Source organism: Lyngbya sp. PCC 8106 (genome assembly GCF_000169095.1).
GTDB lineage: Bacteria > Cyanobacteriota > Cyanobacteriia > Cyanobacteriales > Microcoleaceae > Capilliphycus.
In genome coordinates this window covers 249,254-275,893 of the sequence record NZ_AAVU01000001.1, presented here as the reverse complement: position 1 = coordinate 275,893, position 26,640 = coordinate 249,254, and the positions used below count along the sequence as shown (strand labels likewise).

The 26,640-nt window shown below is 41.0% G+C and carries 21 protein-coding genes; 11 read left to right on the top strand and 10 right to left on the bottom strand.

What is annotated here, in order from left to right; genetic code table 11:
• Window positions 1-54: 54 nt before the first annotated feature.
• Both L8106_RS31210 and L8106_RS01100 read left to right on the top strand, forming a co-directional pair.
• Window positions 55-4,902, top strand: a complete 4,848-nt coding sequence (locus L8106_RS31210) for an Ig-like domain-containing protein (RefSeq protein WP_009782309.1) — start codon at window positions 55-57, stop codon at window positions 4,900-4,902.
• Window positions 4,903-5,416: 514 nt separating this feature from the next.
• Window positions 5,417-6,043 carry a hypothetical protein gene (locus L8106_RS01100; RefSeq protein ID WP_009782308.1) on the top strand — a complete coding sequence of 209 codons (627 nt, stop codon included), beginning with the start codon at window positions 5,417-5,419 and terminating at the stop codon, window positions 6,041-6,043.
• 116 nt (window positions 6,044-6,159) lie between these two features.
• On the opposite strand, the gene L8106_RS01095 is transcribed toward L8106_RS01100, so the two are convergent.
• Window positions 6,160-7,437, bottom strand: a complete 1,278-nt coding sequence (locus L8106_RS01095; RefSeq protein ID WP_009782307.1) for an RNA-guided endonuclease TnpB family protein — start codon at window positions 7,435-7,437, stop codon at window positions 6,160-6,162.
• 54 nt (window positions 7,438-7,491) lie between these two features.
• Here L8106_RS01095 and tnpA point away from each other — a divergent pair, with 54 nt between their 5' ends.
• Complete coding sequence (tnpA, locus tag L8106_RS01090; protein ID WP_009782306.1) at window positions 7,492-7,896, top strand: IS200/IS605 family transposase; 405 nt, start codon at window positions 7,492-7,494, stop codon at window positions 7,894-7,896.
• A gap of 35 nt (window positions 7,897-7,931) precedes the next feature.
• Here tnpA and L8106_RS34130 read toward each other — a convergent pair whose 3' ends face one another.
• Both L8106_RS34130 and L8106_RS01085 read right to left on the bottom strand, forming a co-directional pair.
• Window positions 7,932-8,060 carry a hypothetical protein gene (locus tag L8106_RS34130; RefSeq protein ID WP_009782305.1) on the bottom strand — a complete coding sequence of 43 codons (129 nt, stop codon included), beginning with the start codon at window positions 8,058-8,060 and terminating at the stop codon, window positions 7,932-7,934.
• Window positions 8,061-8,133: 73 nt separating this feature from the next.
• Window positions 8,134-8,478 carry a co-chaperone YbbN gene (locus tag L8106_RS01085; protein WP_023065713.1) on the bottom strand — a complete coding sequence of 115 codons (345 nt, stop codon included), beginning with the start codon at window positions 8,476-8,478 and terminating at the stop codon, window positions 8,134-8,136.
• A gap of 314 nt (window positions 8,479-8,792) precedes the next feature.
• On the opposite strand from L8106_RS01085, the gene glpX reads away from it, so the two are divergent.
• Window positions 8,793-9,833 (top strand): class II fructose-bisphosphatase, encoded by a 1,041-nt coding sequence (gene glpX / locus L8106_RS01080; RefSeq protein WP_009782303.1) that lies wholly within the window; start codon window positions 8,793-8,795, stop codon window positions 9,831-9,833.
• A 187-nt stretch (window positions 9,834-10,020) separates the two neighbouring features.
• Window positions 10,021-11,319: a glutamyl-tRNA reductase gene (locus tag L8106_RS01075; protein ID WP_009782302.1), complete on the top strand. Its 1,299-nt coding sequence runs from the start codon at window positions 10,021-10,023 to the stop codon at window positions 11,317-11,319.
• A 171-nt stretch (window positions 11,320-11,490) separates the two neighbouring features.
• Here L8106_RS01075 and L8106_RS01070 read toward each other — a convergent pair whose 3' ends face one another.
• The 7 genes from L8106_RS01070 to L8106_RS01040 form a co-directional block, all read right to left on the bottom strand.
• Entirely contained in the window at window positions 11,491-12,120 is a 630-nt protein-coding gene (locus tag L8106_RS01070) for a DUF4040 domain-containing protein (protein ID WP_009782301.1), read from the bottom strand.
• Window positions 12,113-12,394 (bottom strand): monovalent cation/H(+) antiporter subunit G, encoded by a 282-nt coding sequence (locus L8106_RS01065; protein ID WP_009782300.1) that lies wholly within the window; start codon window positions 12,392-12,394, stop codon window positions 12,113-12,115. The genes L8106_RS01070 and L8106_RS01065 overlap by 8 nt, the downstream gene beginning before the upstream one ends.
• A gap of 2 nt (window positions 12,395-12,396) precedes the next feature.
• Window positions 12,397-12,648 carry a hypothetical protein gene (locus L8106_RS01060; RefSeq protein WP_009782299.1) on the bottom strand — a complete coding sequence of 84 codons (252 nt, stop codon included), beginning with the start codon at window positions 12,646-12,648 and terminating at the stop codon, window positions 12,397-12,399.
• On the bottom strand, window positions 12,648-13,040 hold the full coding sequence (locus L8106_RS01055; protein ID WP_009782298.1) for a Na+/H+ antiporter subunit E: 393 nt from the start codon (window positions 13,038-13,040) through the stop codon (window positions 12,648-12,650). The genes L8106_RS01060 and L8106_RS01055 overlap by 1 nt, the downstream gene beginning before the upstream one ends.
• Window positions 13,037-14,464 carry a cation:proton antiporter gene (locus L8106_RS01050; protein WP_009782297.1) on the bottom strand — a complete coding sequence of 476 codons (1,428 nt, stop codon included), beginning with the start codon at window positions 14,462-14,464 and terminating at the stop codon, window positions 13,037-13,039. Before L8106_RS01050 ends, L8106_RS01055 begins: the two co-directional genes overlap by 4 nt.
• Window positions 14,465-14,473: 9 nt before the next feature.
• Window positions 14,474-14,809 (bottom strand): cation:proton antiporter subunit C, encoded by a 336-nt coding sequence (locus tag L8106_RS01045; protein ID WP_009782296.1) that lies wholly within the window; start codon window positions 14,807-14,809, stop codon window positions 14,474-14,476.
• 331 nt (window positions 14,810-15,140) lie between these two features.
• Window positions 15,141-16,712, bottom strand: a complete 1,572-nt coding sequence (locus tag L8106_RS01040) for a metallophosphoesterase (protein WP_009782295.1) — start codon at window positions 16,710-16,712, stop codon at window positions 15,141-15,143.
• A gap of 330 nt (window positions 16,713-17,042) precedes the next feature.
• On the opposite strand from L8106_RS01040, the gene L8106_RS01035 reads away from it, so the two are divergent.
• The 6 genes from L8106_RS01035 to L8106_RS01010 all read left to right on the top strand — a co-directional run bounded on the left by L8106_RS01035 (window position 17,043) and on the right by L8106_RS01010 (window position 26,525).
• Complete coding sequence (locus L8106_RS01035) at window positions 17,043-21,128, top strand: response regulator (protein ID WP_009782294.1); 4,086 nt, start codon at window positions 17,043-17,045, stop codon at window positions 21,126-21,128.
• Window positions 21,129-21,214: 86 nt separating this feature from the next.
• The gene (locus L8106_RS01030; protein ID WP_009782293.1) at window positions 21,215-21,901 is read left to right on the top strand and encodes a hypothetical protein; all 687 of its coding nucleotides are present in this window, start codon (window positions 21,215-21,217) and stop codon (window positions 21,899-21,901) included.
• Between the two features lie 475 nt (window positions 21,902-22,376).
• Complete coding sequence (locus L8106_RS01025; RefSeq protein WP_009782292.1) at window positions 22,377-23,765, top strand: serine hydrolase; 1,389 nt, start codon at window positions 22,377-22,379, stop codon at window positions 23,763-23,765.
• Between the two features lie 172 nt (window positions 23,766-23,937).
• Window positions 23,938-24,894, top strand: coding sequence for a metal ABC transporter solute-binding protein, Zn/Mn family (locus L8106_RS01020; RefSeq protein WP_009782291.1), 957 nt, complete (start codon window positions 23,938-23,940; stop codon window positions 24,892-24,894).
• Window positions 24,894-25,652: a metal ABC transporter ATP-binding protein gene (locus tag L8106_RS01015; RefSeq protein WP_009782290.1), complete on the top strand. Its 759-nt coding sequence runs from the start codon at window positions 24,894-24,896 to the stop codon at window positions 25,650-25,652. The genes L8106_RS01020 and L8106_RS01015 overlap by 1 nt, the downstream gene beginning before the upstream one ends.
• A gap of 54 nt (window positions 25,653-25,706) precedes the next feature.
• Window positions 25,707-26,525, top strand: a complete 819-nt coding sequence (locus L8106_RS01010) for a metal ABC transporter permease (protein ID WP_009782289.1) — start codon at window positions 25,707-25,709, stop codon at window positions 26,523-26,525.
• Window positions 26,526-26,640: the final 115 nt, after the last annotated feature.

The following is a 26,640-nucleotide window of genomic DNA, read 5'->3' as shown; positions in this document are numbered from 1 at the left end:
GCTGTTTTATGTACTCAGATTTACAGATAAATTGTTAGAAAAGGAGTTAAAAGGATGACCTCTACAGGTGTTGGTGTTTCAGAAACTTCTGCGGTTGTTGCCCGACGAGTACAACCCAGTAATCGATTATTATTTGTCGGAGAAGTTGCTGTTCTTGTTCCCACAGATACACCGGGTATTGTTCAGAGTATTAGTCCACCAGAATTAGGGTTTGGAACATTAGTAAACCAAGCTGGACAGTTGGTTTTTGTTCCGAATCAAAACTACCTCGAAGCGATATCGGTTGAAAACGGACAACTGATTGTTTTAAGACCCGTAGAAGATGGTGGTTTTGAAACCCTCGCTGGAGATGGTGGAGATGTTGAACAGGGGCCGGCGGGTTCGTTTCTGTTTACCCCGGATGACTTTACTCTCCCGGAACCCACACCCGCACCAGAACCCACACCCGCACCCGAACCCACACCGACACCTGACCCGGAACCTGACCCGGAACCCAACGCTGGCCCGGAACCTGATCCTGATCCTGAACCCGATCCTGACCCTGAACCTGATCCTGACCCTGAACCTGAACCTGAACCAGAACCAGAACCTGAACCAGAACCCGAAGAACCTGAGTTTATTTTTATTCAAGGCGCAGGGGTAGGAACTGAAGACGGTGACTCGATTTTAGGAAGTGAGTTCAACGACAATATTTCTGCACTTGATGGCGATGATACCGTTTTTGGTTTAGCCGGAGATGACATTCTCAGTGGGGATGCGGGCGATGATGTGATTAACGGAAATCAGGGTAATGATGGTATTCAAGGCGGTGAAGGAAATGACTGTCTGCGAGGGGGTCAAGGTAATGACTTTATTTTAGGAGATGCAGGCGATGACTCTCTATTTGGCGATAAAGACTCTGATACTTTGCTGGGTGGAGTTGGCGCCGATAGTATGTATGGGGGTCGCGAGAATGATAGTTTAATTGGTGGAACTGGGGATGATGTTCTCTTTGGCGACAAGGGAAATGATACCGTTGTTGGCGGTGAGGGAAATGATTCTGTTTCTGGAGGGGATGAAAATGATGTCCTGTTTGGAAACTCAGGAACCGATCTCCTTGATGGCGGAATTGGCGATGATCAGCTTTATGGCGGTCAAGGGGATGATAGTGCGATCGGGGGCGATGGTAATGATATTATCTTCGGGGATATTGGCAATGATACGGCTTTCGGAGGAACGGGGAACGATCAAGTTCTCGGAAATCAGGGTGATGATGTTCTCAGTGGTGATATTGGCGCCGATGCGATTTTTGGCGGTCAAGGCGAAGATATTCTCAATGGGGGTAGAGGCCCCGATACCTTGTCCGGTGATATCGGTAATGATCTGTTAATTGGGGGTCGCGGCGCTGATGTTGTCACAGGTGGTGAAGGAAGGGATATTTTCTCTATTGGTTTGGTTCTCAATCAGTCTGAGTCTGGTGGGAGTATTATTATCGGGACAACAGGCGGTCAAACCCTTGATCAGGCAGATCTTATTACAGATTTTGAACAAGGTGTTGATCAAATTGGGTTAACAGGGGGACTGGTTTTTGAAGATCTATTAATAGAAGGGCGAGATAGCAATACGGTTCTAATTGATAAAAATACAGGTGAGTTTTTAGCTGTTCTCCAAGGGGTGAGTAACGCGAATTTCACCAATACAGATTTTATTGAAAACCCTGATAGTCCGATCATACCCGAACCGGAACCGACACCTACTCCAACAGACACACCTACTCCAACAGATACTCCAACACCGACTCCAACAGATACACCTACTCCGACTCCAACACCGACAGATACACCTACTCCGACTCCAACACCAACAGATACACCTACTCCGACTCCAACAGATACACCCACTCCGACACCGACTCCAACAGATACACCCACACCCACAGATACACCCACACCCACAGATACACCCACACCCACAGATACACCGACACCAACAGACACACCCACTCCGACACCTAGTGCTGGGCCTTCACCAGCGCCCACTCCGACACCCCCTGCTCCCACCCCTCCTCCGGCTCCTACTCCTACACCCAGTACAAACTCTCTAGAACTCGGCGATGACAGCTTAGAATCAACACAAAATACCCAACTGACTATCAGTAAAACTGCACTGTTAGATAATGATTTAGCAGCAGGTGAACTGATCGATATTCTAACAATTAGTCTGTTCGATAGTAGTACAGAAAATGGCGGAACAGTTACCAATAATGGTCAGTCGTTAGTTTATACTCCCCCAGAAGGTTTTTCGGGTACAGATTCGTTTACTTATACTGCTGTTGATAGTAATCTTCAAACCGGAACCGCAACCGTTTTTATTAATGTTGAGGTCAATAATGATCCGCCGAATTTAGATCTTGATAGTACAGCAGAGGGAACGAACTTAACGACTACTTTTACTGTCGGACAGTCGGCGGTTTCTATCGGAAATCAAGTTAATATTACCGATCCAGATAATACGAATTTGGTTTCCGCAACGGTAACACTGACCAACCCTCTAGATGAGGGCGAAACGTTATCTTTTACAGGTGCTTTACCCAGTGGAATTACCGTCGGTGATTTTAATCCAGAAACGGGAATCATTACGTTAACGGGAACTGCACCTATCGCCACTTATGAAGGCGCAATTGAGCAAATTGTCTACAATAATACTGCGGATACTCCTGATACAGCAGACCGTGTTGTTGAGGTGGTTGTTAGTGATGGTATCGAGAATAGTGATGTTGCTGATGCAACCATACAAGTTAACTTTCCACCGGAGTTGGATTTAGATGAAACCGCAGATGGAACAGGCTTTAATGCTAGTTTTACAGAGGGAGATGCGGCTGTTAATATTTCTAGTTCTGTAAGTATTGCTGATTTGAATAATCCTAATCTGGAATCGGCGACAATTGCGATTATCAACTTACAAGATGGTGATGCTGAAAGTTTATTAATTAGCGGAAGTTTACCGGATCAAATTACTTCAGACTTTAACACATCTACGGGTATTCTGTCACTGACAGGTAGCGCACCATTGGAAGATTATCAAACCGCAATTGAACAAATTGTTTACCAAAATACCTCGGAAAATCCAAGTGATACAACTCGTTTAATTGAGGTGACAGTTAATGATGGTTTGAGTGATAGTAATATTGCGGTGACACAACTTGAGGTTATTCCAGTTAATGATCCACCGGAACTGGATCTTGATACAACTGCAACCAATACCGACTTTACGAATACCTTTACCGAAGATGGAGGCGGGGTTACTATTGCAAATTCGGGGAATGTTGGTATTGTCGATCCGGATGATACTAATATTGATTCGGCGACCGTTTCTTTGAGTAATATTTTAGACGATACTGATGAGAGTTTGTCGGTTAATGGGATGTTACCGGGTGAAATTACTTCAAATTACAATAGTGAAACCGGGGTTTTAGATTTAACCGGATCGGCAACGTTAGAGGAGTATCAAACCGCTATTGGTCAAGTAGTTTACAATAACCCCTCTCAAAATCCAAACACCACAACTCGCACTATTCAAGTGTCTTTAAACGATGGTGAGGTTGATAGTAATACGGCGACTTCCAGCATTAATATTATTGCTGTTAATGACCCGCCTTTCTTGGATGTAGATACGACTACAGACGGTACAAACTTCGCTACTATTTTTACAACGGATGGAACGGGGACAGCCGTTGTTAATGTGGGGAATACCAGTATTGTTGACCCAGATAATACTAATATTAACTCAGCAACAGTAACCTTAGTTGATCTTCTAGATGGTGAAAATGAGCGTTTGTCGGTCAGTGGATTACCTGGAGTAACAGCGAATTATGAGCGTTCAACGGGTATTCTAAATATTACTGGAAGTGCAACTTTAGCACAGTATGAAACGCTACTTGGACGAGTCATTTACAATAACATAGATCCCAATCCAGATTTAAGCGATCGCACCGTTCAATTTGTTTTGAATGATGGCGAACTAAACAGCAATACTGCAACAACGCTGGTGGAAATTAACCGTCCTCCGATAGCTACTGATGAGCGTACTTTTATTACGAATAACAGAGATCCATTCATCATTGATGTTCTCGCAAATGATAGCGATCCTGATGGCGATCCGTTAACAATTACTTCTATAACAGGTGTCGGTACTAACGAGGTAACTACCGATGGTACGCTGATAGAATATATTCGGCTCGGTACTCGGGGATTCGGTCCGTTTGAATACACAATTAGTGATGGTCGGGGTGGAATAGATACCGCTCAGGTTGGAGTGAATGTAGACAACTTTTCTAGTGACAATCCTCAATCTTTCGCCGGAAGAAATCTCAGCGATAACCTCAACGGTTTGGGTGGAAATGACACTTTAGTTGGTCTGGAAGGAAACGATACTCTCAGCGGAGATAACGATAACGATAGCATTGTTGGAGGTGTGGGAAATGACAGTATTACCGGAGGTTTAGGAATAGATAATCTAACCGGAGGTAGCGGTACTGATTTATTCCGATATGTGAGTCCTGAAGATGGCGGAGGATTAGCGTTTAACGCAATTTCTACGGATGAGATTAATACTCAAATTGGTTTAGGTCAGTTTGATGTGATTACTGATTTTGAGGGTTTGGGTTCAACAAATGGTGATCAAATTCAACTGGAGTTTGGTACAACGATCAATCTTGTTACAACGGTTCAAACTGATGTTTCAACAAATATCCTGACTGAAGGTGAACCGGGAATATTTGCTTTTGATGATGGTACCGATACTTATCTGATTTATGATGCAGATGGCAATAATCTCACGGGGGATAATTCCCAGATTCTGGCTCAACTTTCCGGGGTAACAGGAGTCACTGAATTGTTAAGCGATGACTTTATTATTATCTAATAGAAGTTTGGGAATATCTTCTGTTTAAATCGGTCAGTGGGTGTCAATAGATGCCCACTTTTTTTATGACTAACTTTAAATCAAGAATCAAACCGTAGAAATGATCGCTAAATATACTTGTCCCTGTTCCACTGGGTCTAAGCCCGCTAACAATAGCAGTTAATCAATTTTTTCGAGTTTCCGAAGTACCGACTCTAGTCAAATGCCTCTCTGAGTATAATTCTACATTGACAGACCGCCATAACCCATGAGAAGAAATCAAACCTCCTGACTACAAAAACCTTGATTTTCATTAGAGATGATCTTATAATTGTTATAGTTTGTTATAGTGTTAAACAACTAACAAACATTTTGTAAAAGCTTTTCTCTGTTCCAGAATTGTGACAGTTTTAGTTCTGGTACAGCATTTATAGACGTTTTAATTTTGAACAGGAATTATTCCCGATTATTCAGGATATTTCTAAGGGTGCATTACATCTAAACACAAATCAGTATTTGAGAAGGATTATCCTGAATGTCAGGGGGCATCGTTGAAAACCGATCCAAAGACGAACAAACTTTAATTATGGCTGTCAAGTCTCAACCCCTGAACCCAATTTCATCAACCCTCGTTTCCTCTGATGTGTATTCAACCTGTGAACCTGTGCAATCTCTATCTAATCTCTCAGAGCAATTCTCCCAACTTCAGATTGATATCCAACAACTCACGGATACCATCTCTCAACTCGAAATTCCTTCAGTCTTTCAACCTCCTCATCGATTCATGCCTTTAGAGGAGCGTTTGGAACTCCATTTTCAGTCTCTCAAAGGTGAAAAGGAACGAGTCAAAAACTTAATAAAAGCAAAGGAAACTTTAGCTTTTAAACAAAAGGAACTCAAAAAGCTCGAACCTCAAATTAACCAACGGAAGCTCGAAGCCACTGCTGCTTTAAAACGCTTAGAATCATTGGCTGAGACTGTAAAACAAAGGGAAAATGCTTACTCTCAAGCAATGGAGGAATTTCAAGTCACGGCTCAACTGGCTCATCAAGCTCTAATTGAAGCTTATGGTCAACAGGGTAATTTTATGTTAGAAACTGAGGTGAAGCCTCAATATTTAGCTCTGCACGAATCTTTTCCTCAACTGACTCCTAGTTCCTAAATTTTAACGGATTAGAAAGTGAGTTGCGATTTTTAGCTCTATTTATATGACTCAATTTTGGATGTTCTACATACTGTAGAATAAAACTAGAGTGACGTACTCCAGACGTTCGTTGCTTAGGCAACAGAACGCTGGCTTCTCCTCTTCTTATTATCAGAAGATTTGCGTTTTATAGTGAGGCGAACGCCCAACCCCACTTTTTTTATTAATATTGCCGAATTAATGTCTCTTGACATTGATGCACCACAAGCGCAAGAATGCCAACGATCTGATAATTCTTTAGGAACACGATTAAGACAAATTGCACAATGTTGAGATGTACCTTTTGGATTGACTTTAACTACTTTCTTGCCAGCTTTTTCAGCTTTGCCAGGAAGTATCTCGCTAAGAAATCCAGAGATACCAGCATCAGCAAAACTTTTGTTTAACCCAGATTTAGCTGATTGTCCATTAGGTAGAAATGTTCCATTTTCTCCCTGCTTAGGTTGATTTCGCCTAGACATATTGGATACCTTTAAGTCTTCAACAAATAAGACATCAGCTTTATCTAAGAGTTGATTAGCAATTTCATAGTGCCATTGTTTACGTTGCCTTGCGATCTTTTGATGAAGTTTCGCTACTTTTTGGTTGAGCTTTCTTCTGGCTTTAGACCCTAATTTTCTACGATCTCTTTTTGATTGAAGTTTAGCTAATTTATCTTCGGATTGGCGATAGAATTTAGGGAGTTTAACAGCAGTTAAATCACTGCAAGCAACAAAAAACTCTAAACCACTATCAATACCTAAACTGTTTTCTTCTGTTGGTTGAATATCTACAGTTAGGCTAGGAACTGATTTATCTTCAAGTGTTAGTGTTACATACAAGCCATCAGCTTTTTGGGTAATTAAAGCTCTTTTAATTGTCAACCCATCAGGTAAAGGACGATGTTGAATAAACTTAATATTGCCTAATTTGGGGAAAGTAATATGATTATTGTTAACACAATCAGGCTTAATAGAAGGAAACCCAATTGTTCGATATCTATTCTTTCCTTTAAATCGAGGCTTACCGCTACGTTTTCCATTTTTATCTCCCTTGATATAACGACTAAAAGCTAGATCGACTCGTTTGACCATATCTTGCAAAACATGAGCATGGATGTCTTTATACCAAGGTCGCTCTTGTTTTAATTGAACAAGGGATCTTTTTTGTTTATAGTATTCTGGTTGTTCTCTAGGTTCAGCAATACTACAAACTAAAGGACAAGAATTAACGTAATTTCTGTTGTTTTCCCACCAATCAAATCTATCAGCTAACAAATAATTGTACTGACACCTTAATTTTTCTAGCCAACTGTTGAGACGACAACGTTGTTCGTAATTAGGTTTTAAACGATATTGGTAAGAAATTATCATGGTAAACCTCGACCTGTTACAATGACTGTAACATAAAACAGGCACGGTGACAACATGAAAGATGATTTTGTCTCTAGCGGGAGAGCAATATCAGACTTAAAAGCCCACTTGGTTTTGACAACTAAGTATCGACGTAAAGTGTTTACAGGAGCTATAATAGAGCGACTTCAAACCATCATATGGGAACGCCGTAAATGGGATTGTCAGATGATTGAAGTTAATGGGGAAACAGACCACATTCATTTGCTTTTCCAATATTACCCACAATTAGAATTACCTAAGTTTGTAGGTAACTTAAAATCTATAACCAGTCGTCGTTTAAGAACTGAATTTCCAGAATTAGCTGATGTTTATAGAAAGTCAGTTTTATGGAATGAATCATATTTTATTGCTAGTTGCGGAGGTGTAACTGTTTCACAATTAAAAGAATATGTTGAGAATCAAAAAACTCCTAATTGACAAAATTTCGGACATCGAGTCCTTAATTTGTCGGGCTATCCTTCCCGACGTTCATCTTCGATAGAACGCGGGGCTGTCGCCATTAGCTCAACAAAGAATTCAATCAGAACTTGAGCAATACTATCAAGATTGAGAAAAGATAGAACGGGTCTAGTGTGACTCAAGGCTAGATTCCCTAAAACCTATAGCCATCCCTAAACCCGTTCTCAGTTAAGTCAATCTTAATGATTCCTGCGATCAGGAGTTTTCGGTCTTCTCAAGTTTTTGTTCAACCCAGTCCATTAATTGTTGTTTTGTAATCGCTCCCTCGTGGGACTCTATCATTTGCTGATTTTTAAAGAACCTCAGTGCAGGTACGCCTTCAACTTTGCAGGTTTTGGCAGCATTGAGACTTTTATCGACTTCAAGTTTAACAACCTTTAAGCGATCGCCATAGGTTTGAGCAACAGCTTCGACAGAAGGCGCCACCAGTTTACACGGGCCACACCAAGTTGCCCAGAAGTAGGCTAAAACAGGCTGTTCAGCACTCAGGACTTCGGTTTCAAAATCGGAATCTTGAATAACAATCACGTTATTGCTCATGGTTTTTTGTACTGGCATTGCCTATCACCAGGGTGAATGGAAAGAAAAAGTTTAACAGGAGATAGGGTTTCGGCTCTATGGAATAGAATCTAAGTTGGCTTGGCTTTGCTACTTTTAGATTAAACCCAAATTATCATATTAATCGGAATCGGTTACAGAGTTGACCCAGAGGCAATAGGAGCAGAGCAAAGAAGCAAAACTTAACACAAACCATCGGCAAGAGAATGCCAAGCCGATCCCCCCCTCTGATAGACTTTAACACTGGGAGTGCCTAATAGAATTTGGCAAGCTCAGATGTTGGGAGGATAAAATCTGTGGATAATGTCATTGGTTTAGAAATCATCGAAGTTGTTGAACAGGCGGCGATCGCCTCAGCTCGATGGATGGGAAAAGGTGAAAAAGATACTGCCGACCAAGTGGCTGTTGATGCCATGCGTAATCGGATGAATAAGATTCACATGAGAGGCCGCATTGTAATCGGGGAAGGAGAGCGCGATGATGCACCGATGCTCTACATTGGTGAGGAAGTTGGCATTTGTACTCAAGAAAATGCTTCCAGCTTTTGCGACCCCGAACAATTAGTCGAAATCGATATTGCGGTTGACCCCTGCGAAGGTACAAACCTAGTGGCCTACGGTCAAAATGGTTCAATGGCAGTTTTAGCAATTGCCGAGAAAGGGGGACTTTTTGCCGCACCAGACTTCTATATGAAGAAGTTAGCCGCTCCAGCGGTTGCTAAAAATCATGTCGATATTCGCAAATCAGCAACCGAAAACCTGAAAATTCTCTCAGACTGCATGAACCGCAGTATTGAAGAAATGGTAGTTGTGGTGATGGATCGCCCTCGTCACAAAGACTTAATTAATGAAATTCGTACAGCCGGAGCGCGAGTTCGACTGATTAGTGATGGTGATGTCTCGGCGGCAATCTCTTGCGCGTTTGCAGGAACTAATATTCATGCTTTGATGGGTATTGGTGCTGCACCAGAAGGAGTGATTTCTGCGGCGGCTATGCGCTGTCTGGGTGGTCACTTCCAAGGACAACTGATTTATGACCCGGAAGTAGTCAAAACAGGTTTAATCGGAGAAAGCAAGGAAGGCAACATCGAACGCTTAAAATCGATGGGAATTAATGACCCCGATCGCGTTTACAATGACGATGAGTTAGCCTCTGGTGAAACGGTGTTATTTGCTGCTTGTGGAATCACACCGGGAACACTGATGGAAGGGGTTCGCTTCTTCCACGGGGGCGCACGGACTGAGAGTTTGGTTATTTCTTCTCAGTCCAAGACGGCTCGCTTCGTTGATACGATTCATATGTTCGACGAGAAACCCAAAGCTCTACAGCTACACTAAAGGTAGAGGAGTCAGAAATGGGGAATCAAAAATTACGGAGCAAAACTGCTCTCTAAACAAATTCCTCATTTCTGTCTGAGGGCAAGTATAAGAATGATCTCTAGCGATCTGGAATTTAGAGCTAGGAAAGTTCTGCCCGTGATCAAAGCAAATCACTAACAAAAAAGAATTAACAAACAACCGTTTTATGAATATTGCAGTTGTAGGTTTAAGTCACAAAACGGCTCCCGTTGACGTTCGTGAAAAACTGAGTATTCCAGAACAAGACATTGAAAGTGCGATTGCTCATTTATTGAGTTATCCTCATATCGAGGAAGTGGCTATTCTTAGCACTTGTAACCGCATGGAAATTTATGTGGTTGCTTCTGAAACTCAACCAGGTATTCGGGAAGTGACTCAGTTTCTCTCGGAGTTGAGTAAGTTAACGTTACACCAATTACGTCCTCATTTGTTTACGTTGCTGCATGAAGATGCCATTATGCACTTGATGCGAGTTTCGGCGGGTTTGGATAGTTTGGTGTTGGGAGAGGGACAAATTCTCGCCCAAGTTAAACAAACTCACAAATTGGGTCAACGTCATCAAGGGATTGGTCAAATTCTTAACCGCTTGTTTAAACAGGCGATTACCGCCGGAAAACGGGTGCGTACAGAAACGAATATTGGTACGGGTGCGGTTTCCATCAGTTCGGCGGCGGTAGAACTGGTACAAATGAAACTTGAAGATCTCAGTGGCTATCGGGTGGCGATTATCGGTGCGGGTAAAATGTCGCGCTTATTAGTTCAGCACTTATTGTCAAAGGGTGCGACTCAAATTGCGATTGTTAACCGTTCAACCAAACGGGCTGAAGAATTAGCGCAGCAGTTCCGTGAAGCCGAATTTAAACTGCATCCGTTATCGGAAATGATGACTGTTATTGGTCAATCCGATATTGTTTTTACGAGTACAGGTGCCACTGAGCCGATTTTAGATCGGGGTAAATTAGAAGCGGCTTTAGACCCTCATCAACCCTTAATGTTGGTTGATATTTCTGTTCCTCGTAATGTGGCGGCTGATGTGGTTGAACTCCCCAATATTCGGGCGTTTAATGTTGATGATCTCAAAGCGGTTGTGGCTCAAAATCACGAAACCCGCCGTAAAATGGCTCAAGAAGCTGAGGTTTTACTCGAAGAAGAAGTGGAAGCCTTTGATGTCTGGTGGCGGAGTTTGGAAACGGTACCGATTATTAGTTGTTTAAGACAAAAAATCGAAGGCATTCGAGAACAAGAATTAGAAAAAGCTTTGTCTCGTTTGGGTTCAGAATTTGCTGAAAAACATCAAGAGGTGATCGAAGCTTTAACTCGGGGAATTGTGAATAAAATTCTCCATGATCCGATGGTACAACTGCGGGCGCAGCAAGATATTGAAGCTCGACGTCGAGCGATGACAACTTTAGAAATGTTGTTTAATCTCGAATCTGATAATTCTTCTAGCAAACTCTATAGCTAGTCAATTCTTGTCCGTTGCCTCTCGGCATTTTCGACAGTATCAGTTCTCGAAAATTTAGCGATTGCGTTAACGTCTTAGTTGGGCAATAAACCCTAAAAACTCACCCTAAAGTTATCGGTTTTGTTCGGTCTATCGTTAGCGCGTTCGCACTTGAGATTTTTAATTTTGTTTTCACAAATGCTTGTCTTCTGAATCTAAAACCTGTACATAGGTGAGGATTGTCTCGGGTGAAGCAAGTTCAGTTTGCATGATCTCATAAAGACGTTGAATGCGGACTTTCGTGTGATAAAACTGGCTTTCGTTTTTCTCGACTTCACTCTCTTGATCGCAGTATTCAGGCGCACAAATGGCATGAACTTCTTTATCCATCAATGCCCGTTGCAAAGCCTGGGGATTGGTATAGGGAACCAGTTCCAGACGAACATAGTATTGACTTAAAATTTTTGTCAACTCCGAAATCAGTTGAGTCAAATGGGGTTCAGTGATATTTTCGGGGAGAAATTTGTCGTTGGGGAGAGAATCCGCCTCAACGGAGATCAACTCATCTTCTTGAATCACACCCAAGCGCATAATTAATGATGAACGCACGGCAACAGCATACAGCGTAATCGAGAGCATCGTCCCGACAAGAGCCTCCGTTAAAGCCACATCCGCCGCCCCCAAAACAGCATAAACCAATGCCGCGACAGCCCCCAAAATACCCCGAACAACCAAGGCGTGAAAGGGATTCGGCTGGAAAACGAGCATACAAGCGGCTAACGGGAGTAGAGCCGTGATCACATAAATATAGCTATCATTCATAGTCATCCCCGCTACTCGAACAGTAGGCTAACACATACCCTAGCACTGTATTCCAGATCGCTAAGGAGATGATGGCGAGGATCAGAAGCGGCCATTCACTCGGTATTTTCAGGAGTAGCCCCACAATAATACTCATTGATCCGAGAGTATCAGCCACCGAAAGACTATGTAGCTTGAATAATACAGAGCGATTACCGATCAGGGGAAACGTTCCCCAAAACCAAAAAACAATTCCAACACCGATACAGATATTACTGAGTAGGTCGTCGATCATGGTCAAAGTTCACTCATTCGTTTAAGTATATTTGCGAGCAACATTAATCCCGCATTTCCCACGCTGAGGATGATCACCCCAACTACTCCAATCATCCAATCATCGCGCAAGACGGAGACAACGAGGATCATAATAGATGTTTTGGTGGCAATACTGGCAAATGCCAACATTTTCTGCCAAACATTATCATCCTGACAAGCCTCATAAATGGGAATCAGCAGAGCGAAAATCATCGCAATTAGTGCCAGGTTCATCACTTGTTTCTCCGTCTCCGTAGAACTCGGTGGACTTCAAACCAGCCTTTTTCGTGGTATTTCACAACAATAGTCTTTGGGGTAAAGGTGATCAAGAATATATCGAGGAAGATCAACCCAGGTGTCCGTTGAGGTTTGACTCGTTCTGTGATCACTTCTTCGTCGTTATGGGGACGAATCATAATTTCAACCGCCTCGATGTAGGCTTGGGGAATTGCCACCAGGATTTCCCAAAACACCCGCAACCAATCGCTGAGTTTTTCGCGAGAGGTGAAGCGACGGGGTAACAAGAAGGCGACACCCACCCCGATCACAATATTAGTCACACTCAAATCCGAGGTGAGTAAAAACCAAATGGTCAGTCGTAAGATTAGATTGAGATACCCGATCATGCCAACACCATCCAAAACAGCGCAATCAACATCAGACTCATGACCCCGATCAGATGCTCAAATTGTTCAACGACACGGGGCAATTTGAGTGCGGATCGTTGAAAGATTAAAAAATACGCCGACCATCCCAAACCAATCGTGACCAGTGCTTTCGTGATATTTGCGAGGCTGTAAAGCTCTAAAGAGACAATATCTGCCACCATTAACCCCGTAATTAATAAGATCAGTGCAGGCCACAAACTGGGTCGGATATTCTTTTGGTTCTTATGGGGCAAAAATATAAATTTAGCAAATACAATGGCGGTTCCGACAGCGGCGATGTTCATGGCGATCGCAGATGCGGTTGGGAGAGTTTTTAAGGTCAACGTCTTTGCTGCAAAACCCGGTAATAAAGGCAAGCCAGAAATCGACAGGCTCACAATTAGTAAAGCAATCCAAATTGGGGTATTGATCGGTTTATTTTGGAGTTCTTTGAAGTTGCGGCTCGGTAAAGATCCTGCGATTAAAAACAGTGCAGATTTAGCTAAACCATGGGTGAGGGCATAATAACCGCCAGCGATGGGATTAGCTAAGACGAAGCCTAGCTGAGAAATCGTACTTAAGGCTAGTACACGTTTTGTATCCTCTTCAAAGAGGGCATAGGCTATTCCCAAAAACGCTGTCCCCACCGCAAAAATTCCGATGATGGGAGCAACCTCCTCGACCATCAACGCACAACGCATTAGGGGAAAAGCTCCGGCTTTGATAACCACTCCCGACAATAAAGCAGAGACTGGCGTTTCCGATTCGGAGTGAGTCAACGGTAGCCAAAATCCGGAGATAAAGATGCCTCCTTTGGTTAGCAGTCCCATAAAGATCAAGGCGACCGCTTCTGGGGGTGCGTTTCCTAATCCAGTAAATGCAAAGGCATGATTGGCTTGATAGACCAGTACCGCCCCCACCAGATAAAATAGCATGGCGGTGTTACTGATACCCAAATACCGCAAGCCTACCCAAATGGAGCGATCGCTTCGAGGATAGGTGATCAGGAGAAAGGCGGCAATGCTAATCACTTCCAAAGCCACGTATAAACTGATGAAATCAGCACAGATAAACACGGCATTAACGCTACCATGCAAAATGATGGCTTGTGTATAGAAAAAGGCTGTTTTATTTTTACCCCAACAGTAAAGAATGACTGCGGCTGTCACCTGTGCATTGGTTAAGATAAAGTACCCGCTTAATTGGTCTGCGACTAGGGTGACACCAAAATTATTCAGTAACTCTAGCGTTACAGGTGAGCCTTCGATAAAGAGCAATGTTGCATATCCGGCTGAAACTAGGGTAATGCTGAGGGCGAGGTAGCGGTCAAACTTGGGGATGAGATAAATCAGGAACCCCACAAAAAAGGGGAGCGCGATCCATGCGATCGTGATAGTGTTCATCAATAGATTTTAAGGTGTATTGTTCTTTTCGATCTCGTTGCTTTCCAAGGTCGGATTATCCCGTGCTAGCTTCATCACGCCGACGAGCATTAATGCTTGTATCGAAAAGCCAATCACAATTGCTGTCAAAATCACCGCCTGGGGAACCGGATCGGAGTATGATCCTTTGTTGGCTTCGGAAAAAATGGGTGTGAATAAACCGTCTCGTGATGCGACTAGCACGTAATAGGCGATCACCCCCGTACTCATCACATCCATCGACAGGATCTTCATGACTAGGTTCTTTTTGAGGATTATACCGAAAAATCCGCACAAAATTGTACCGAATACGAATGCTTCTAACACGGGAGTTATCTGTTGGGTAAGGGTTGATTGTAATCAGCTTTTTAAAATACATTAATATATTATTAATACTTTATCTAAAAATCTTTAAAAAAATACATTTTCTGATCTTGAGTTTCCCGAGCTGCGATCTCAAACACTTTATCCCTGTTGCTGAGAGATGAGGGTTTGAGATTTTTACCCAACTATGATACAATACTATCTGCTGATTTTAAATCAATTTTGAGGTTGTATTGGGAAGTTCAGTTTCTCTGTCAATCAGTGAACAGAAAAGTGATGTCATCGTCATCAAAAATAGTTGATTTGATAACAGGAGAAAAGCAGCCAGAATCCTTTAAATTGTAAACCCTTCACTCTCAGGATAATGCCATTTTGAATGAAACCGTTCTGCAACTAAAGGTTGTACAAAAAACTGAGGCGGTTGACCGGAACGAACATCAATTCTTAAACCCGAATAAGGTCGGCGTTTTTTGCTACCATGACCATGACGACCAATAAATAACTTAGACTTTGCCACTAAACGGCGGTTTTGTTCGTTCTCAATCTCCTCATATAGTTCTGGCCCTTCTGGTTTTTGACGACGCAAACTATACCCACTTCCGCCACACACAATCCAATTCATGTGAGAATCTGCGTATCCAGTTTCCCCAGTATATAAGTGTTCTAAACAGTGAGCATGACCATTAATCACCAAATCAACAATCGGCTGATTTTGGGGGCGTTCACCAATCGTTTGAGAAACGGTATTAAAAACTTGACGAAGATGATCACGAATGGCTAAAGTTTGAGCTTGCTCCCATTTTGTGGTTTCAGTAACATAGGGAGGATGATGAAAAAATAGCACCCGTCCGCGTACTTCTGGATTTTGCCAAGAAGCAATTAATCGATCTTTTAACCACTGTAATTGTTCGATATCAACCTCAGCATTCAACTCAGCATTGAGTCTTTTGTGAATATCAAACTGCATTTCATCAATTTGCTCAAGTTTAGCCTGATTATCATCAAGTTGTTCGGACTGTTCGGGGTTATTGGGATCAAGTTTATTCGATTCAACGAGTAATTCTTGTTTTTCTTGTTCGAGATCACGCAGACGTTGCAGGAGTTGACGGCGTTGTTCTTCTCCGGCTTGATTTTCAGGAATCGGTATTGGAGCATTAAACGTGTTGGAGTCGAGGGCAAAAAAATCGATTCCACCATAGCAAAATGTATAGTAACGGTTTGGTAAGCGGGTAAACTGACTCGGTTGATACTTTAAGCACCGACCTGTTGAGGTTTCTGCGGTGTAATATCGAGCCAGGTGACGTTCTAAATCTTCAGCGTTACTGAACTGCTGGAGATAGTCTAAAAAGGCTCGTGCATAAGCTTCTCCCGTCTCTGAACCTCGCCAACTGACATCAAAATCAATTCTTGACTTTAACAGATGACGAATAGGCCAGCTTAATTGAGCCATCAGACCATAGAAAAGCGGTAAATTATAATAATCGTGATTTCCGGGTATCGGTAGAAAAGGAAAATTAAATAACATTCGGTCATAGGCGATTTGTTTGTAGCGATCGCCACCGACAATAAACTCCCGATAGGGTTTGATAAAATTCTGGGGATAATAGCCAGCAGAACCCGTGAGATAGACCACATCGCCTGTATGTAGAAGAAAGCGAGGGTGATAATCGCTCTGTTTGAGTAATAATTGAGCAATTTCTCGTTGAGGGCTATGTCCACGATGGCGTCCGGTACCGCTATCTCCAACGACTAAAAATGAAAATTCAGGGTTGTTTTCTTGTTGATCGTCTATAACCAAACGAGTTTGATCGATGTTATGACTGATAATACAAGAGTCTTGCCAACGAACCCTTTGTTTCATCTGACGGATTTTATTGGCAATGGGAGGATCAGTGATAAATTGCATGGATATTTTTACCTGGCTCTAAGATGCCGGGAATTTATAAATTCGCCCTGTCGGATTTTAACGCAATTTCCACTTCAGATGCACGGTCGTTTTTGAGAAACGGATCTGGGGTTATTATTATTTTTGAGGGTGTCCGTATTTTCCGATGAACTCGATGTCTAGTATAAATAGGTTAGAGCATTTGACTGCATGGTTATCTGAGTTTGTCAGATGGATTTTATCGGTTAACCTAATTTTTAGATTGATCTCTGTACTCTGCGCGTCAGCTTCGACTTGACTGAACCTGTGAACTCAAAACTCGCACCATACTAGACAGGGGGACTTTTATTAATGCTGATACAATCTTTTAACCGTCTAGTTTCTCCTCTAACTCGTCGGGTTCCTTTGCGAACAGTTTTAATCGTTCCTTTTATGATACAACTGTTGGCGACGGTGGGATTAACGGGTTATCTGTCTTGGCGCAACGGACAACGAGCAGTTAATGATGTCGCGTCTCAACTTTGTAATGAAGTCACACAACGGGTTCAACTTCACCTCAAAGATTATTTAGAAAAACCCAATTTAATTACTCGTATTAATCACCGCTCTGCAAGATTAGGAATTCTTTCGTTTGAAGATAAACAGTTTTCTGAATATCTTCTGTGGGAACAAATTCAGCTTTTTAACTCAGTGTATGCGATTTATTTTGGGAGTGAGTCGGGAGAATTTGTTTATGTCAAAAGAGACGTAGATGGTTCTTATGTCGCCAAACAAGTTGAATTTCCACCGGAACGTTATTCTTATCGTTTAGATGAACAGGGAAGCCGGAATAAATTTTTAGGGATTGATGAATATGACCCCAGAGTGCGTCCTTGGTATGTGAATACTATCCTAACCGAAAAACCCAACTGGAGCAAAATCTACACGTTCACAGGGGGAGAGTTAGGGATCACGGCTTCAAATTTATTTTATGATAGTCAGGGTAATTTTCGCGGAGTCATTGGGGTTGATATTGTTCTCAGTTTAGTGAGTGATTATCTCGCAAAAAGTATCAATATTAGTGAAAATAGTCAGGTTTTCATTGTTGAGCGTTCGGGTTTATTGGTTGCAACGTCTACAGAAGAAGAAGCATTTACAGTCAGTCAAAATGACCCGCAAGCTCAACGTTTAGAGGCGATTAATAGTGAAAACCCGTTAACCGCAGAAACCGCAAAGCATCTAATTGAACGCTATGAACATTTGAGTCAAATCAAACAATCTCAACAGCTTGATTTTCAGACCAATGGTCAACGAAAATTTGTACAGGTGGTTCCCTATCAAGATCAATTGGGATTAAATTGGTTGATTGTAGTGGTGGTTCCTGAAGATGACTTTATGGAAAAAATTCAGGCGAATACCCGCACAACTATTTTACTCTGTCTTGTTGCTTTTATGATTGCCTTTGGAATTGGAATTTTAACGGCTCAATGGGTGACTAAACCCATTTTAGGTTTAAATCGAGCCGCGAAAGCAATTAGTGAAGGAAAATGGAATTATCAAGTTGATTCGTCTCATTGTGATGAAGTCCGAGAGTTAGCTGAATCTTTTCATTGTATGGCGGAACAGCTTCAAGATTATTTCACCACTTTAGAAGCGAAAAATAACGCGATGCAATTGCTCAATGAACGCTTGAGTCAAAGCGAAACTCGCCTCTATCAGTTTTTAGAAAGTTTACCCGTTGGAGTCTTGGTTTATGATGGAGTTCAAGACAAACTCATGTTTATGAATCAGACGGCTCAAGCTTTATTTAGAAAAGGCATTATTCCTGATACCTCTTTAGAAACATTTTCTCAAACTTATCAACTTTATTTAGCAGGAACGGATAAAATTTATCCGGCTAAAGCACTTCCTCTCATTCGAGCATTAAAAGGAAAAAGTCTAAAATCTGAAAATATTGAAATTCGTCATCGAGATCAGGTCATTCCCTGTGAAGTATTAGCCCAACCAATTTATGATTGTGATCATAATATTATTTATGCTGTAGTTGTTTTTGAAGATATTACTCAACGGAAACAAGCTGAGGTTGAACGTCATAATTTTACCGCTCAATTAAAGCTTAAAAACGAAGCACTTGAACGTTTAGATAAGCTCAAAGACGAATTCCTCGCTAATACTTCTCACGAACTGCGTACCCCCTTAAATGGCATGATTGGCATTGCCGAGTCAATGTTAGAAGGAGCGACAGGAACGCTATCAGAATTACAACGCAAAAATTTAATCATGATTGCTCATAGTGGACATCGACTTTCGACATTAGTGAATGATATTCTTGATTTTTCTAAACTGCGACACAATACGATTCGGCTACAAGTAAAGCCGACAGGTTTGAGAGAGATTACTGAAATTGTTTTAACATTAAACCAGTCTTTAGTCCGAAATAAAGACTTACAATTGATTAATGATATCTCTCCTGATTTACCTCTAGTCAAAGCTGACGAAAATCGCTTACAACAAATTCTCCATAATCTCGTAGGAAATGCAGTTAAGTTTACAGAAAGAGGTTCTATTACTGTTTCTGCTCAAGTCATTAGTTGGGATGAAAACAGTGATAATCATCAACCCAAAGTAGACCAAAAAGCTACAAATTCTCAAATTGCAGTCACCGTTTCCGATACGGGAATAGGTATACCCGCAAATAAAATAAATCGCATTTTTGAATCCTTTGAACAAGCTGATGGTTCAACAGCGCGTCAATTTAGTGGTACGGGTTTAGGATTGGCAGTCACTAAACAATTAGTTGAATTACACGGGGGTAAAATCTGGGTAGAATCAATAGAAAATGTTGGATCAAACTTTATCTTTACCTTACCTATTTTTGAAGAAGGGACGGCTGTTAAAATAGATCATTCTTCGGTTTTTATTCATCGTTCTACGGTCGTTTCTTTAGAAGATTTTGTGGAAGATAAAAATCAATTAAAATCTCATCTGATTTTACCACAATCAAATCAAAATTTAACGCCTTCTCTCAATCATAATCAATTTAAAATTTTAATTGTTGATGATGATCCGATTAACTTACAAGTTTTAGTAAACTACTTATGCTTACAAAATTATGCTGTTACTCAAGCTAGTAGTGGTATAGAAGCGATGGAAATTTTAGAAGCAGGATATATCCCCGATTTGATTTTACTTGATGTGATGATGCCGCGTATGACAGGTTATGAAGTCACCCGTAGAATTCGGGAAACTTGGCCGCCTCATCAACTCCCCATTATGATGTTAACGGCTAAAAATCAAGTCTCAGATTTAGTTGCAGGTTTGGAAGTTGGGGCGAATGATTACCTCTCTAAACCTTTAAATAAAGATGAACTTCTGGCGCGAATTAAAACTCATATTCGGATTAAACAGCTACGAACTGAAAAAGCTCATATTCGGAAAACATTTGGGCGTTATGTCACTGATGAAGTCGTTACAAATTTATTAGAAAGTGCTGAAGGTTTAAAACTTGGAGGAGAACGACGAAAGATTACCCTACTAACTTCTGATGTGAGAGGATTTACCGCTATTTCTGAACGATTAAACCCAGAAGAAGTGGTTAAGGTTCTCAATTTTTATCTTTCTAAAATGGCTGATGTGATTACGGCTTATCGAGGGACAATTGATGAGTTTATGGGTGATGGAATTTTAGTCTTGTTTGGTGCGCCAAAATCACGAAAAAATGACACAGAAAGAGCGGTAGCTTGTGCGGTTGCAATGCAATTAGAAATGATCTCTGTTAATCAACAGCTAATAGAATGGAGTTTACCGCCTTTAGAGATGGGAATTGGTATCAATACGGGTGAGGTTGTAGTCGGAAATATTGGTTCAGAGAAACGGACAAAATATGGAGTGGTTGGAAATCAAGTGAATCTCACTTATCGAATTGAATCCTATAGTACCGGAGGTCAAATTTTAGTTTCAGAATCAACTTTTAATGAGGTTCGTTCTCTGATTCAAGTTGTTGGAAAAAACCAAGTTCAACCCAAAGGGGTAAAACAACCGATTACTATCTATGAAGTGGGTGGAATTTCTGGAAAATACAATTTATTTTTACAACAGGAAGAAGAAGTCTTTCTCCCTCTCTTACAACTTTTTTCACTAAACTATACAATTTTGGAAGGAAAACACGTTGGAGAAAATGTGTTTCAAGGTCGTATGGTTGAACTGTCTGCAAAATGCGCTAAAATTAGTTCCTGTCAAGCTGAACAAGATTGTGTTCCTTTACCTCTAACCAATATTAAGCTCAATCTAATTTGGGCAGATTCTACCCTGGCGAGTGAAGATATTTACGCCAAAGTCTTAGAAGAACCCGCAGATGTTGGAAGTTTCTATATTCGGTTTACGGCTAAACCTCCAGAGCTGAAAGTGCGGCTGCAAAGGCTTTATGAAGATCTATTAAAACAAGCAAAATCAGGTTAATTTACGATTTGAGATTGAGACTTTGCAAAAGAGTTAAATATTTGTTAAGATATGTAAATTAAGATTTTATTTTTTAGATCTCTCGCATGACTATCTTCAAGTCTACAGAGCCGATTGTTCGGATTAAACAACAGCATCTAGATGTTCAAGATATCAAAGGTCTACTAAAAGTTAATTGGAAAATTGGCAACTATACACTTCATTCTGGCTTATATACTCGCATCGATCAAGTGTTTTTGCTTTGGGGTTTGATTTCACTGATTATTTTCATTACCGCTCAATTTTTTCCGATTAGTTGGATTGATCAAGCTTATTACTGGTCAGGACTCACACTCATTGCTACAATTGGAATGATATTCCTAACTTACTGTTGGGTTCGGATTGAACAAGTCACCTGGCTTGTTTACTGTTGGACGTTACTAATATTGATCGGTGTCGGACTCACAAATTTAGGCATTTTTTGGGGATGGTCACAGATTTTAGTTAATTTGTGTCCCCTGTGGTTAATGGTCTGTGCTTTGGGTTATTTAGCAACAGGTATTGCTCTACAATCCCGCTCATTTGCACTAGCAGGATTATTACACGTTTTGGTCATTCCATTGTTATCCTACGTGATCAGTTGGCAATTTTTGGCGACAGGAATCATCCTAGCGGGTACGTTACTCTTTTTTGCTGAGGTTCAGTGGGATATGCGTTCACCCATTGAATCTCCCTTGTTGACGGTTGAACAGTTGGCTTTTAACCGCAAACAACTCCAGAAACGTTTAATGTAATCATCACCAATTTATACGATTAAGACAAATATCCAATTTTTGTAAAGAAAACTACTTTTTTCTTGGCTTTCAGGCATAATAAATAGTAAGACAACCTCAAGAGGATTTAGCCCCTCTCCAGGTTGGCTCGACGAGAGCAAGTATTTTGCTGTTTAACTTGTGAATTGCCCCCCAAAGGAGAACGGCGTCAGGGGAGCAAATTGTCAAAAAACTCTAACAGCCCAACTCTCAGTATAGCATAGCATCGGTCAAGGGGTATGCGAGTTTGTAAGGTTTTTGTCGTTTACTTTACTTTATGGGACTTGAGGTGGCGTTAAATCGTCTATTAGAACAGCCCAAAAGTACCAGCTGATCTATCTGAGATCAACTCCTTGTCCGAGGTTTTTATTATTGTTTGGGATAGGCGCTTGGGAGGACAACCCAAAAAATTCGCACATTAAAACAAATCTTTTCTAAACTAAGATAATGAGCGAAGTTGAAAAGACAAGCCGAACCCGTGAGTCCCCAAAAACCCTTATCTTCTGATCGCAACTCCAACAGTGTAGAACTCGAAGCCAAGTTAAGCCGAGCCTACAAAACCATCAAAAAACTGCGAACACGACTGGCTCAACTGGAGAGTGAACAGCAACTCAAATCATCCTCTCCAGTTCGTCCAACAATCACACCGCCTCAACCTTCCTCTCGACGTCGAACTCGCTCTCGAACTCACCCTTCTGTGTCGGCGTTGGGTTATATTTCTCTCCTGGCTTTAGCTCTAGGAGGATTAGGTGCGATCGCTAAGTTTTTCTTTTCTGATTTGTTTCCTCAATGGATAGAATTAACGCCTTTTTATTCGCCTGCTGTGACTTCCTCCTCAATTTCTCTGACCTCACCTCAAGCCGTTTCCTCACCCGAACCTCAACCCGAAATCTCCTCAAGTTCTGAACCTGTTTATAATATTGAGAGTGAACCTAATCTCAATTATAGTTTACCACTACAAGCGATTATTGATCAAGTTATTAATCAAGTTTCTCAACAAAAGTTATCAACTTCTTCTCTTTCGATTCACTTAATTGATGTTCAAAATAAAACCTTTGCTGAATACCGGAGTCAAACCCCTAGATTTCCAGCGAGTATTGCTAAACTCTTTTGGATGGTGGCTTTATTTGCTCAAGTTGAAGCCGGAATTCAACCCAATGAAATGATTAACTATACGGCTGAATGTCAAACCGATATTTGTAAATTAGTGAAAAACTCAGATAATGAAGCAGCTAGTCATATTCTAGATCAACTCACCCTGACTTCATCTTTAAATAATCCTAACAGTGACAACTATGAAAACTGGCTGAAAAAACGTCATTCTATTAATCAGTTTTTTCAAAAAGCAGGCTACAAAAATATTGATATTAGTCAAAAAAATTATCCCATTCCCGAACTAAAAATGGAAGCACCTCAAGCTTGGGAACTGAAAATGCGAGGCAACCCTAAACAACCGATCAGAAATCAAATTACAGCCGAACAAACAAGTCGATTAATGTATGAAATTGTGACTCAAAAAGCCGTTTCTCCTGAAGCCAGTTCTCAGATGATGAATCTACTTGAACGAGATCTTGATCCGAAGGTTTGGAAACTGCAAGAATCAAACCCCATTCAAGGTTTTCTCGGAGAATCTTTAGCCGGGTTAGATATACGCTTTTTTTCTAAAGTCGGCTGGACTTCTGAGACTCGCTTTGAAGTCGCATTTATTCAGTCAAAATCAAGTCAAGTTGCTTATATTTTAACTGTGTTTGGGGAGGGAAAAGAATACGGAGACAATTGGGAAATATTTCCTTCTATTTCTCGTTTAGTTTATGACAAAATGACTGAATCAAATTCTCAATCTTAATTATATTTCTGCCAAAAGTTAGAACCCGGCTACAAGTTTTGTGAAAAAGAACTGATCATAGATAAACCTCCCTATTGCCAGATGGTACTAAAATGATTATCATTTTACTAAACGCCTCCATTGTCAAACAGTGGAGAACCCTTCGATCCTCAATTATGGTGTATCTCGCCCTATGTCACCTTCACAGTTTTTGCGGATATTGACTCAGCCTAGTGCTTGGAAGCGTCGCCCTTTGTTTGCGGTATTATTAATCTCAGCGATCGCCATCATCGTCGGAAGTTTAACAACAGTCGCCCAAAACACCCGTTCAACAAAGGTTGTCGCCACATTTTTACCGATGTACCTGTTTACGAAAGCCGTATCCGGTTCAAGTCAGGAAGTAGAAATTTTGGTTCCACCTAATGTCACCGCCCATGAATATCAAGCTTCCCCCAGTGATGCGCGTAAACTTGCTCAAGCTGAAATTTTAGTTAAAAATGGGTTAGGAATGGAAACATTTCTGAGTGGGTTAGTGGCGAATGCGGGGAACCCACAACTCAAACAAATTGATGCTAGTCAAGGAATTGAACCGCTAAAAGAAGAAGATCACGATCACGGTCATTCTCACGGTCATTCTCACGCCGAGGGAAATCCTCATGTTTGGCTTGATCCAATTTTAGCACAAAAACAAGTGGCAAATATTCGGGAGGGTTTAATCGCTGTCGATCCCAAAAATGCACAAACTTATCGAGCGAATGCAGAAGCTTATATTAAACAATTACAAGAACTAGATCAAGAATTTAAAAGCCGCTTAGGTTCGGTAAAAGATTGTAAATTTATCGCATTTCACGATGCTTATCCCTATCTAGCGAGACGATATGGCATCCAACAAATGGCGGTTTTAGACCTTCCTGATGATAGTATTTCTCCCCGTGATATTCAACGGGTGATGGCAGCCGTGAAAGAATATCAAGTGCAAGCTTTATTGAGTGAACCCGGAGTGAATGACAGCCGACTGCAACAAATTTCTAATGATGTGGGACTGCCTGTAAAAACCTTAGATCCGATTGAAACAGGTTCTCTCGATCCTCAATATTATTTTACTGCCATGCGAAAAAATTTAAACACTCTAGAAGGAATTTGTCAATAATGAGTAGCAAAAAATTTGGAAGTCAATCAGTTTTAGAAGTCGAAAATTTAACAGTTCGACGAGGAAAATATGTTGCAGTTGATCAGGTTTCTTTTCAACTATTTTCAGGAACTAATACTGCTATTGTTGGGCCAAATGGAGCCGGAAAAAGTACCTTAATTCGAGCAATTTTAGGATTGATCCCCTATGAATCGGGACAGGTTAATATATTAGGAAAATCTCTAAATAAATTAGGGAAACGGTGGGATAAAATTGGTTATATACCCCAGAAGTTTTCATTTGATCGCTATTTCCCTTTAACTGTAGAAGAATTAGTGGCGTTAGCGTTACCCAAATCTATGTTTTGGAAATCAAGAGAACGAAAAATTTCGGTTCAAAAAGTGTTAGTTAAAGTTAACCTAGAAAATCAATCTCATCAACGAATTGGAACGTTAAGCGGAGGTGAACTTAAACGAGTTTTATTGGCTTATTGTTTGGCGGTTCCTCGTGATTTAATTATCTTAGATGAAGCGTTAGCAGAAGTGGATGCAACCGGAGAAATTGAATTTGCAGAGTTGTTAAACAAATTGCAACGGGAACAAGGATTTGCTACCTTACAAATCTCTCACGATTTGGATTTAGTCAGTCGGTATTGTGATCGCGTTTTGTGTCTTAACCGAAAAATTATGTGTCAAGGAAGCCCGCGAGAAACGTTATCAAATGAAAATGTACAAGAGGTTTATGGTTCTACTATCATTCGCTATTTTCACTCTCATTAACCTGTCCAATTGAATGTTATAAAATCTCTCAAACTTGACAAAAAATGAGTTAGAATGAACAACTTAGAATGGATAGAACTCTTTAGCTTACCCTTTATGCAAAGGGCGGTTTTAGGTGGAATTTTACTGGGAACTTTAGGGGGGATTTTAGGAAGCTTTGTGGTATTAAGACAGCTTTCAATGTACGGAAATGCTTTAGGTCATGCTGCTTTTTTAGCCGTAGTAATAGGAGCATTTATTCAACTTCCGTCTATATTATCCCTGACCTTATTACTGGTAATTTTTGGTTTAGGAGTGCTTTATTTAATCGACACTACCAATTTAGGGAGTGATACAGTCTTAGGGATTATTGTGGCGGGTTCTGTAGCTTTGGGAACGCTTGGATTTTCTTTTTTAGAAGGCTATCGAGGGAACTTATTATCCATTTTGTTTGGCGATATTCTCGCGATTAGCAATATAGATATTATTTTATTAGTTGTGCTGTTAGTCGTGACTATTGTTTGTTTAGTTCTCACCTTACCTGAACAAATCCTGCTCACCTTCAGCCCCGACTTAGCTCAACTCAAAGGTATTCCTGTACAGATTTATCGTTATAGTTTTATTATCTTATTATCTCTAACTTTAGCCTTATCAATTCGGGCTGTAGGGATTTTATTAGTCAATGCTTTTTTAATCATTCCCCCTGCTACAGCTAGACTGGTTTGTGATCAATTTATACCGTTTTTAGGACTCGCTGCGGTAATTGGGGCAGTTAGTGGTATTGTCGGAATGATACTCTCTGGAATTTGGGATTTACCTTCAGGGCCAAGTATCGTTTTAGTACAACTTGTGGTATTTTTAGTAGGCGTAGGATGGAGTCAGTCGAGCCATTAACCCTACCAACTCCAAATTGAACAAACATTATTTATTCAAACCCAATCGTTTTTCGAGAAAACTTTTCAACAAAAACCAGCAATAGGTAAACACTCCCGAGATAAGTACCTGCGGG

What these genes read in the sequence shown, in the direction of transcription:
- L8106_RS01095 (WP_009782307.1), bottom strand. Translation starts at nt 7,437, where the DNA reads ATGATAATTTCTTACCAATATCGTTTAAAACCTAATTACGAACAACGT.
- L8106_RS01050 (WP_009782297.1), bottom strand. Translation starts at nt 14,464, where the DNA reads ATGAACACTATCACGATCGCATGGATCGCGCTCCCCTTTTTTGTGGGG.
- L8106_RS31210 (WP_009782309.1), top strand. Translation starts at nt 55, where the DNA reads ATGACCTCTACAGGTGTTGGTGTTTCAGAAACTTCTGCGGTTGTTGCC.
- L8106_RS01030 (WP_009782293.1), top strand. Translation starts at nt 21,215, where the DNA reads ATGACTATCTTCAAGTCTACAGAGCCGATTGTTCGGATTAAACAACAG.
- L8106_RS01040 (WP_009782295.1), bottom strand. Translation starts at nt 16,712, where the DNA reads ATGCAATTTATCACTGATCCTCCCATTGCCAATAAAATCCGTCAGATG.
- L8106_RS01035 (WP_009782294.1), top strand. Translation starts at nt 17,043, where the DNA reads ATGCTGATACAATCTTTTAACCGTCTAGTTTCTCCTCTAACTCGTCGG.
- L8106_RS01015 (WP_009782290.1), top strand. Translation starts at nt 24,894, where the DNA reads ATGAGTAGCAAAAAATTTGGAAGTCAATCAGTTTTAGAAGTCGAAAAT.
- L8106_RS01060 (WP_009782299.1), bottom strand. Translation starts at nt 12,648, where the DNA reads ATGAACCTGGCACTAATTGCGATGATTTTCGCTCTGCTGATTCCCATT.
- L8106_RS01020 (WP_009782291.1), top strand. Translation starts at nt 23,938, where the DNA reads ATGTCACCTTCACAGTTTTTGCGGATATTGACTCAGCCTAGTGCTTGG.
- L8106_RS01075 (WP_009782302.1), top strand. Translation starts at nt 10,021, where the DNA reads ATGAATATTGCAGTTGTAGGTTTAAGTCACAAAACGGCTCCCGTTGAC.
- tnpA (WP_009782306.1), top strand. Translation starts at nt 7,492, where the DNA reads ATGAAAGATGATTTTGTCTCTAGCGGGAGAGCAATATCAGACTTAAAA.
- L8106_RS01070 (WP_009782301.1), bottom strand. Translation starts at nt 12,120, where the DNA reads ATGAATGATAGCTATATTTATGTGATCACGGCTCTACTCCCGTTAGCC.
- L8106_RS01085 (WP_023065713.1), bottom strand. Translation starts at nt 8,478, where the DNA reads ATGAGCAATAACGTGATTGTTATTCAAGATTCCGATTTTGAAACCGAA.
- L8106_RS01055 (WP_009782298.1), bottom strand. Translation starts at nt 13,040, where the DNA reads ATGATCGGGTATCTCAATCTAATCTTACGACTGACCATTTGGTTTTTA.
- L8106_RS01010 (WP_009782289.1), top strand. Translation starts at nt 25,707, where the DNA reads ATGAACAACTTAGAATGGATAGAACTCTTTAGCTTACCCTTTATGCAA.
- L8106_RS01065 (WP_009782300.1), bottom strand. Translation starts at nt 12,394, where the DNA reads ATGATCGACGACCTACTCAGTAATATCTGTATCGGTGTTGGAATTGTT.
- L8106_RS01100 (WP_009782308.1), top strand. Translation starts at nt 5,417, where the DNA reads ATGTCAGGGGGCATCGTTGAAAACCGATCCAAAGACGAACAAACTTTA.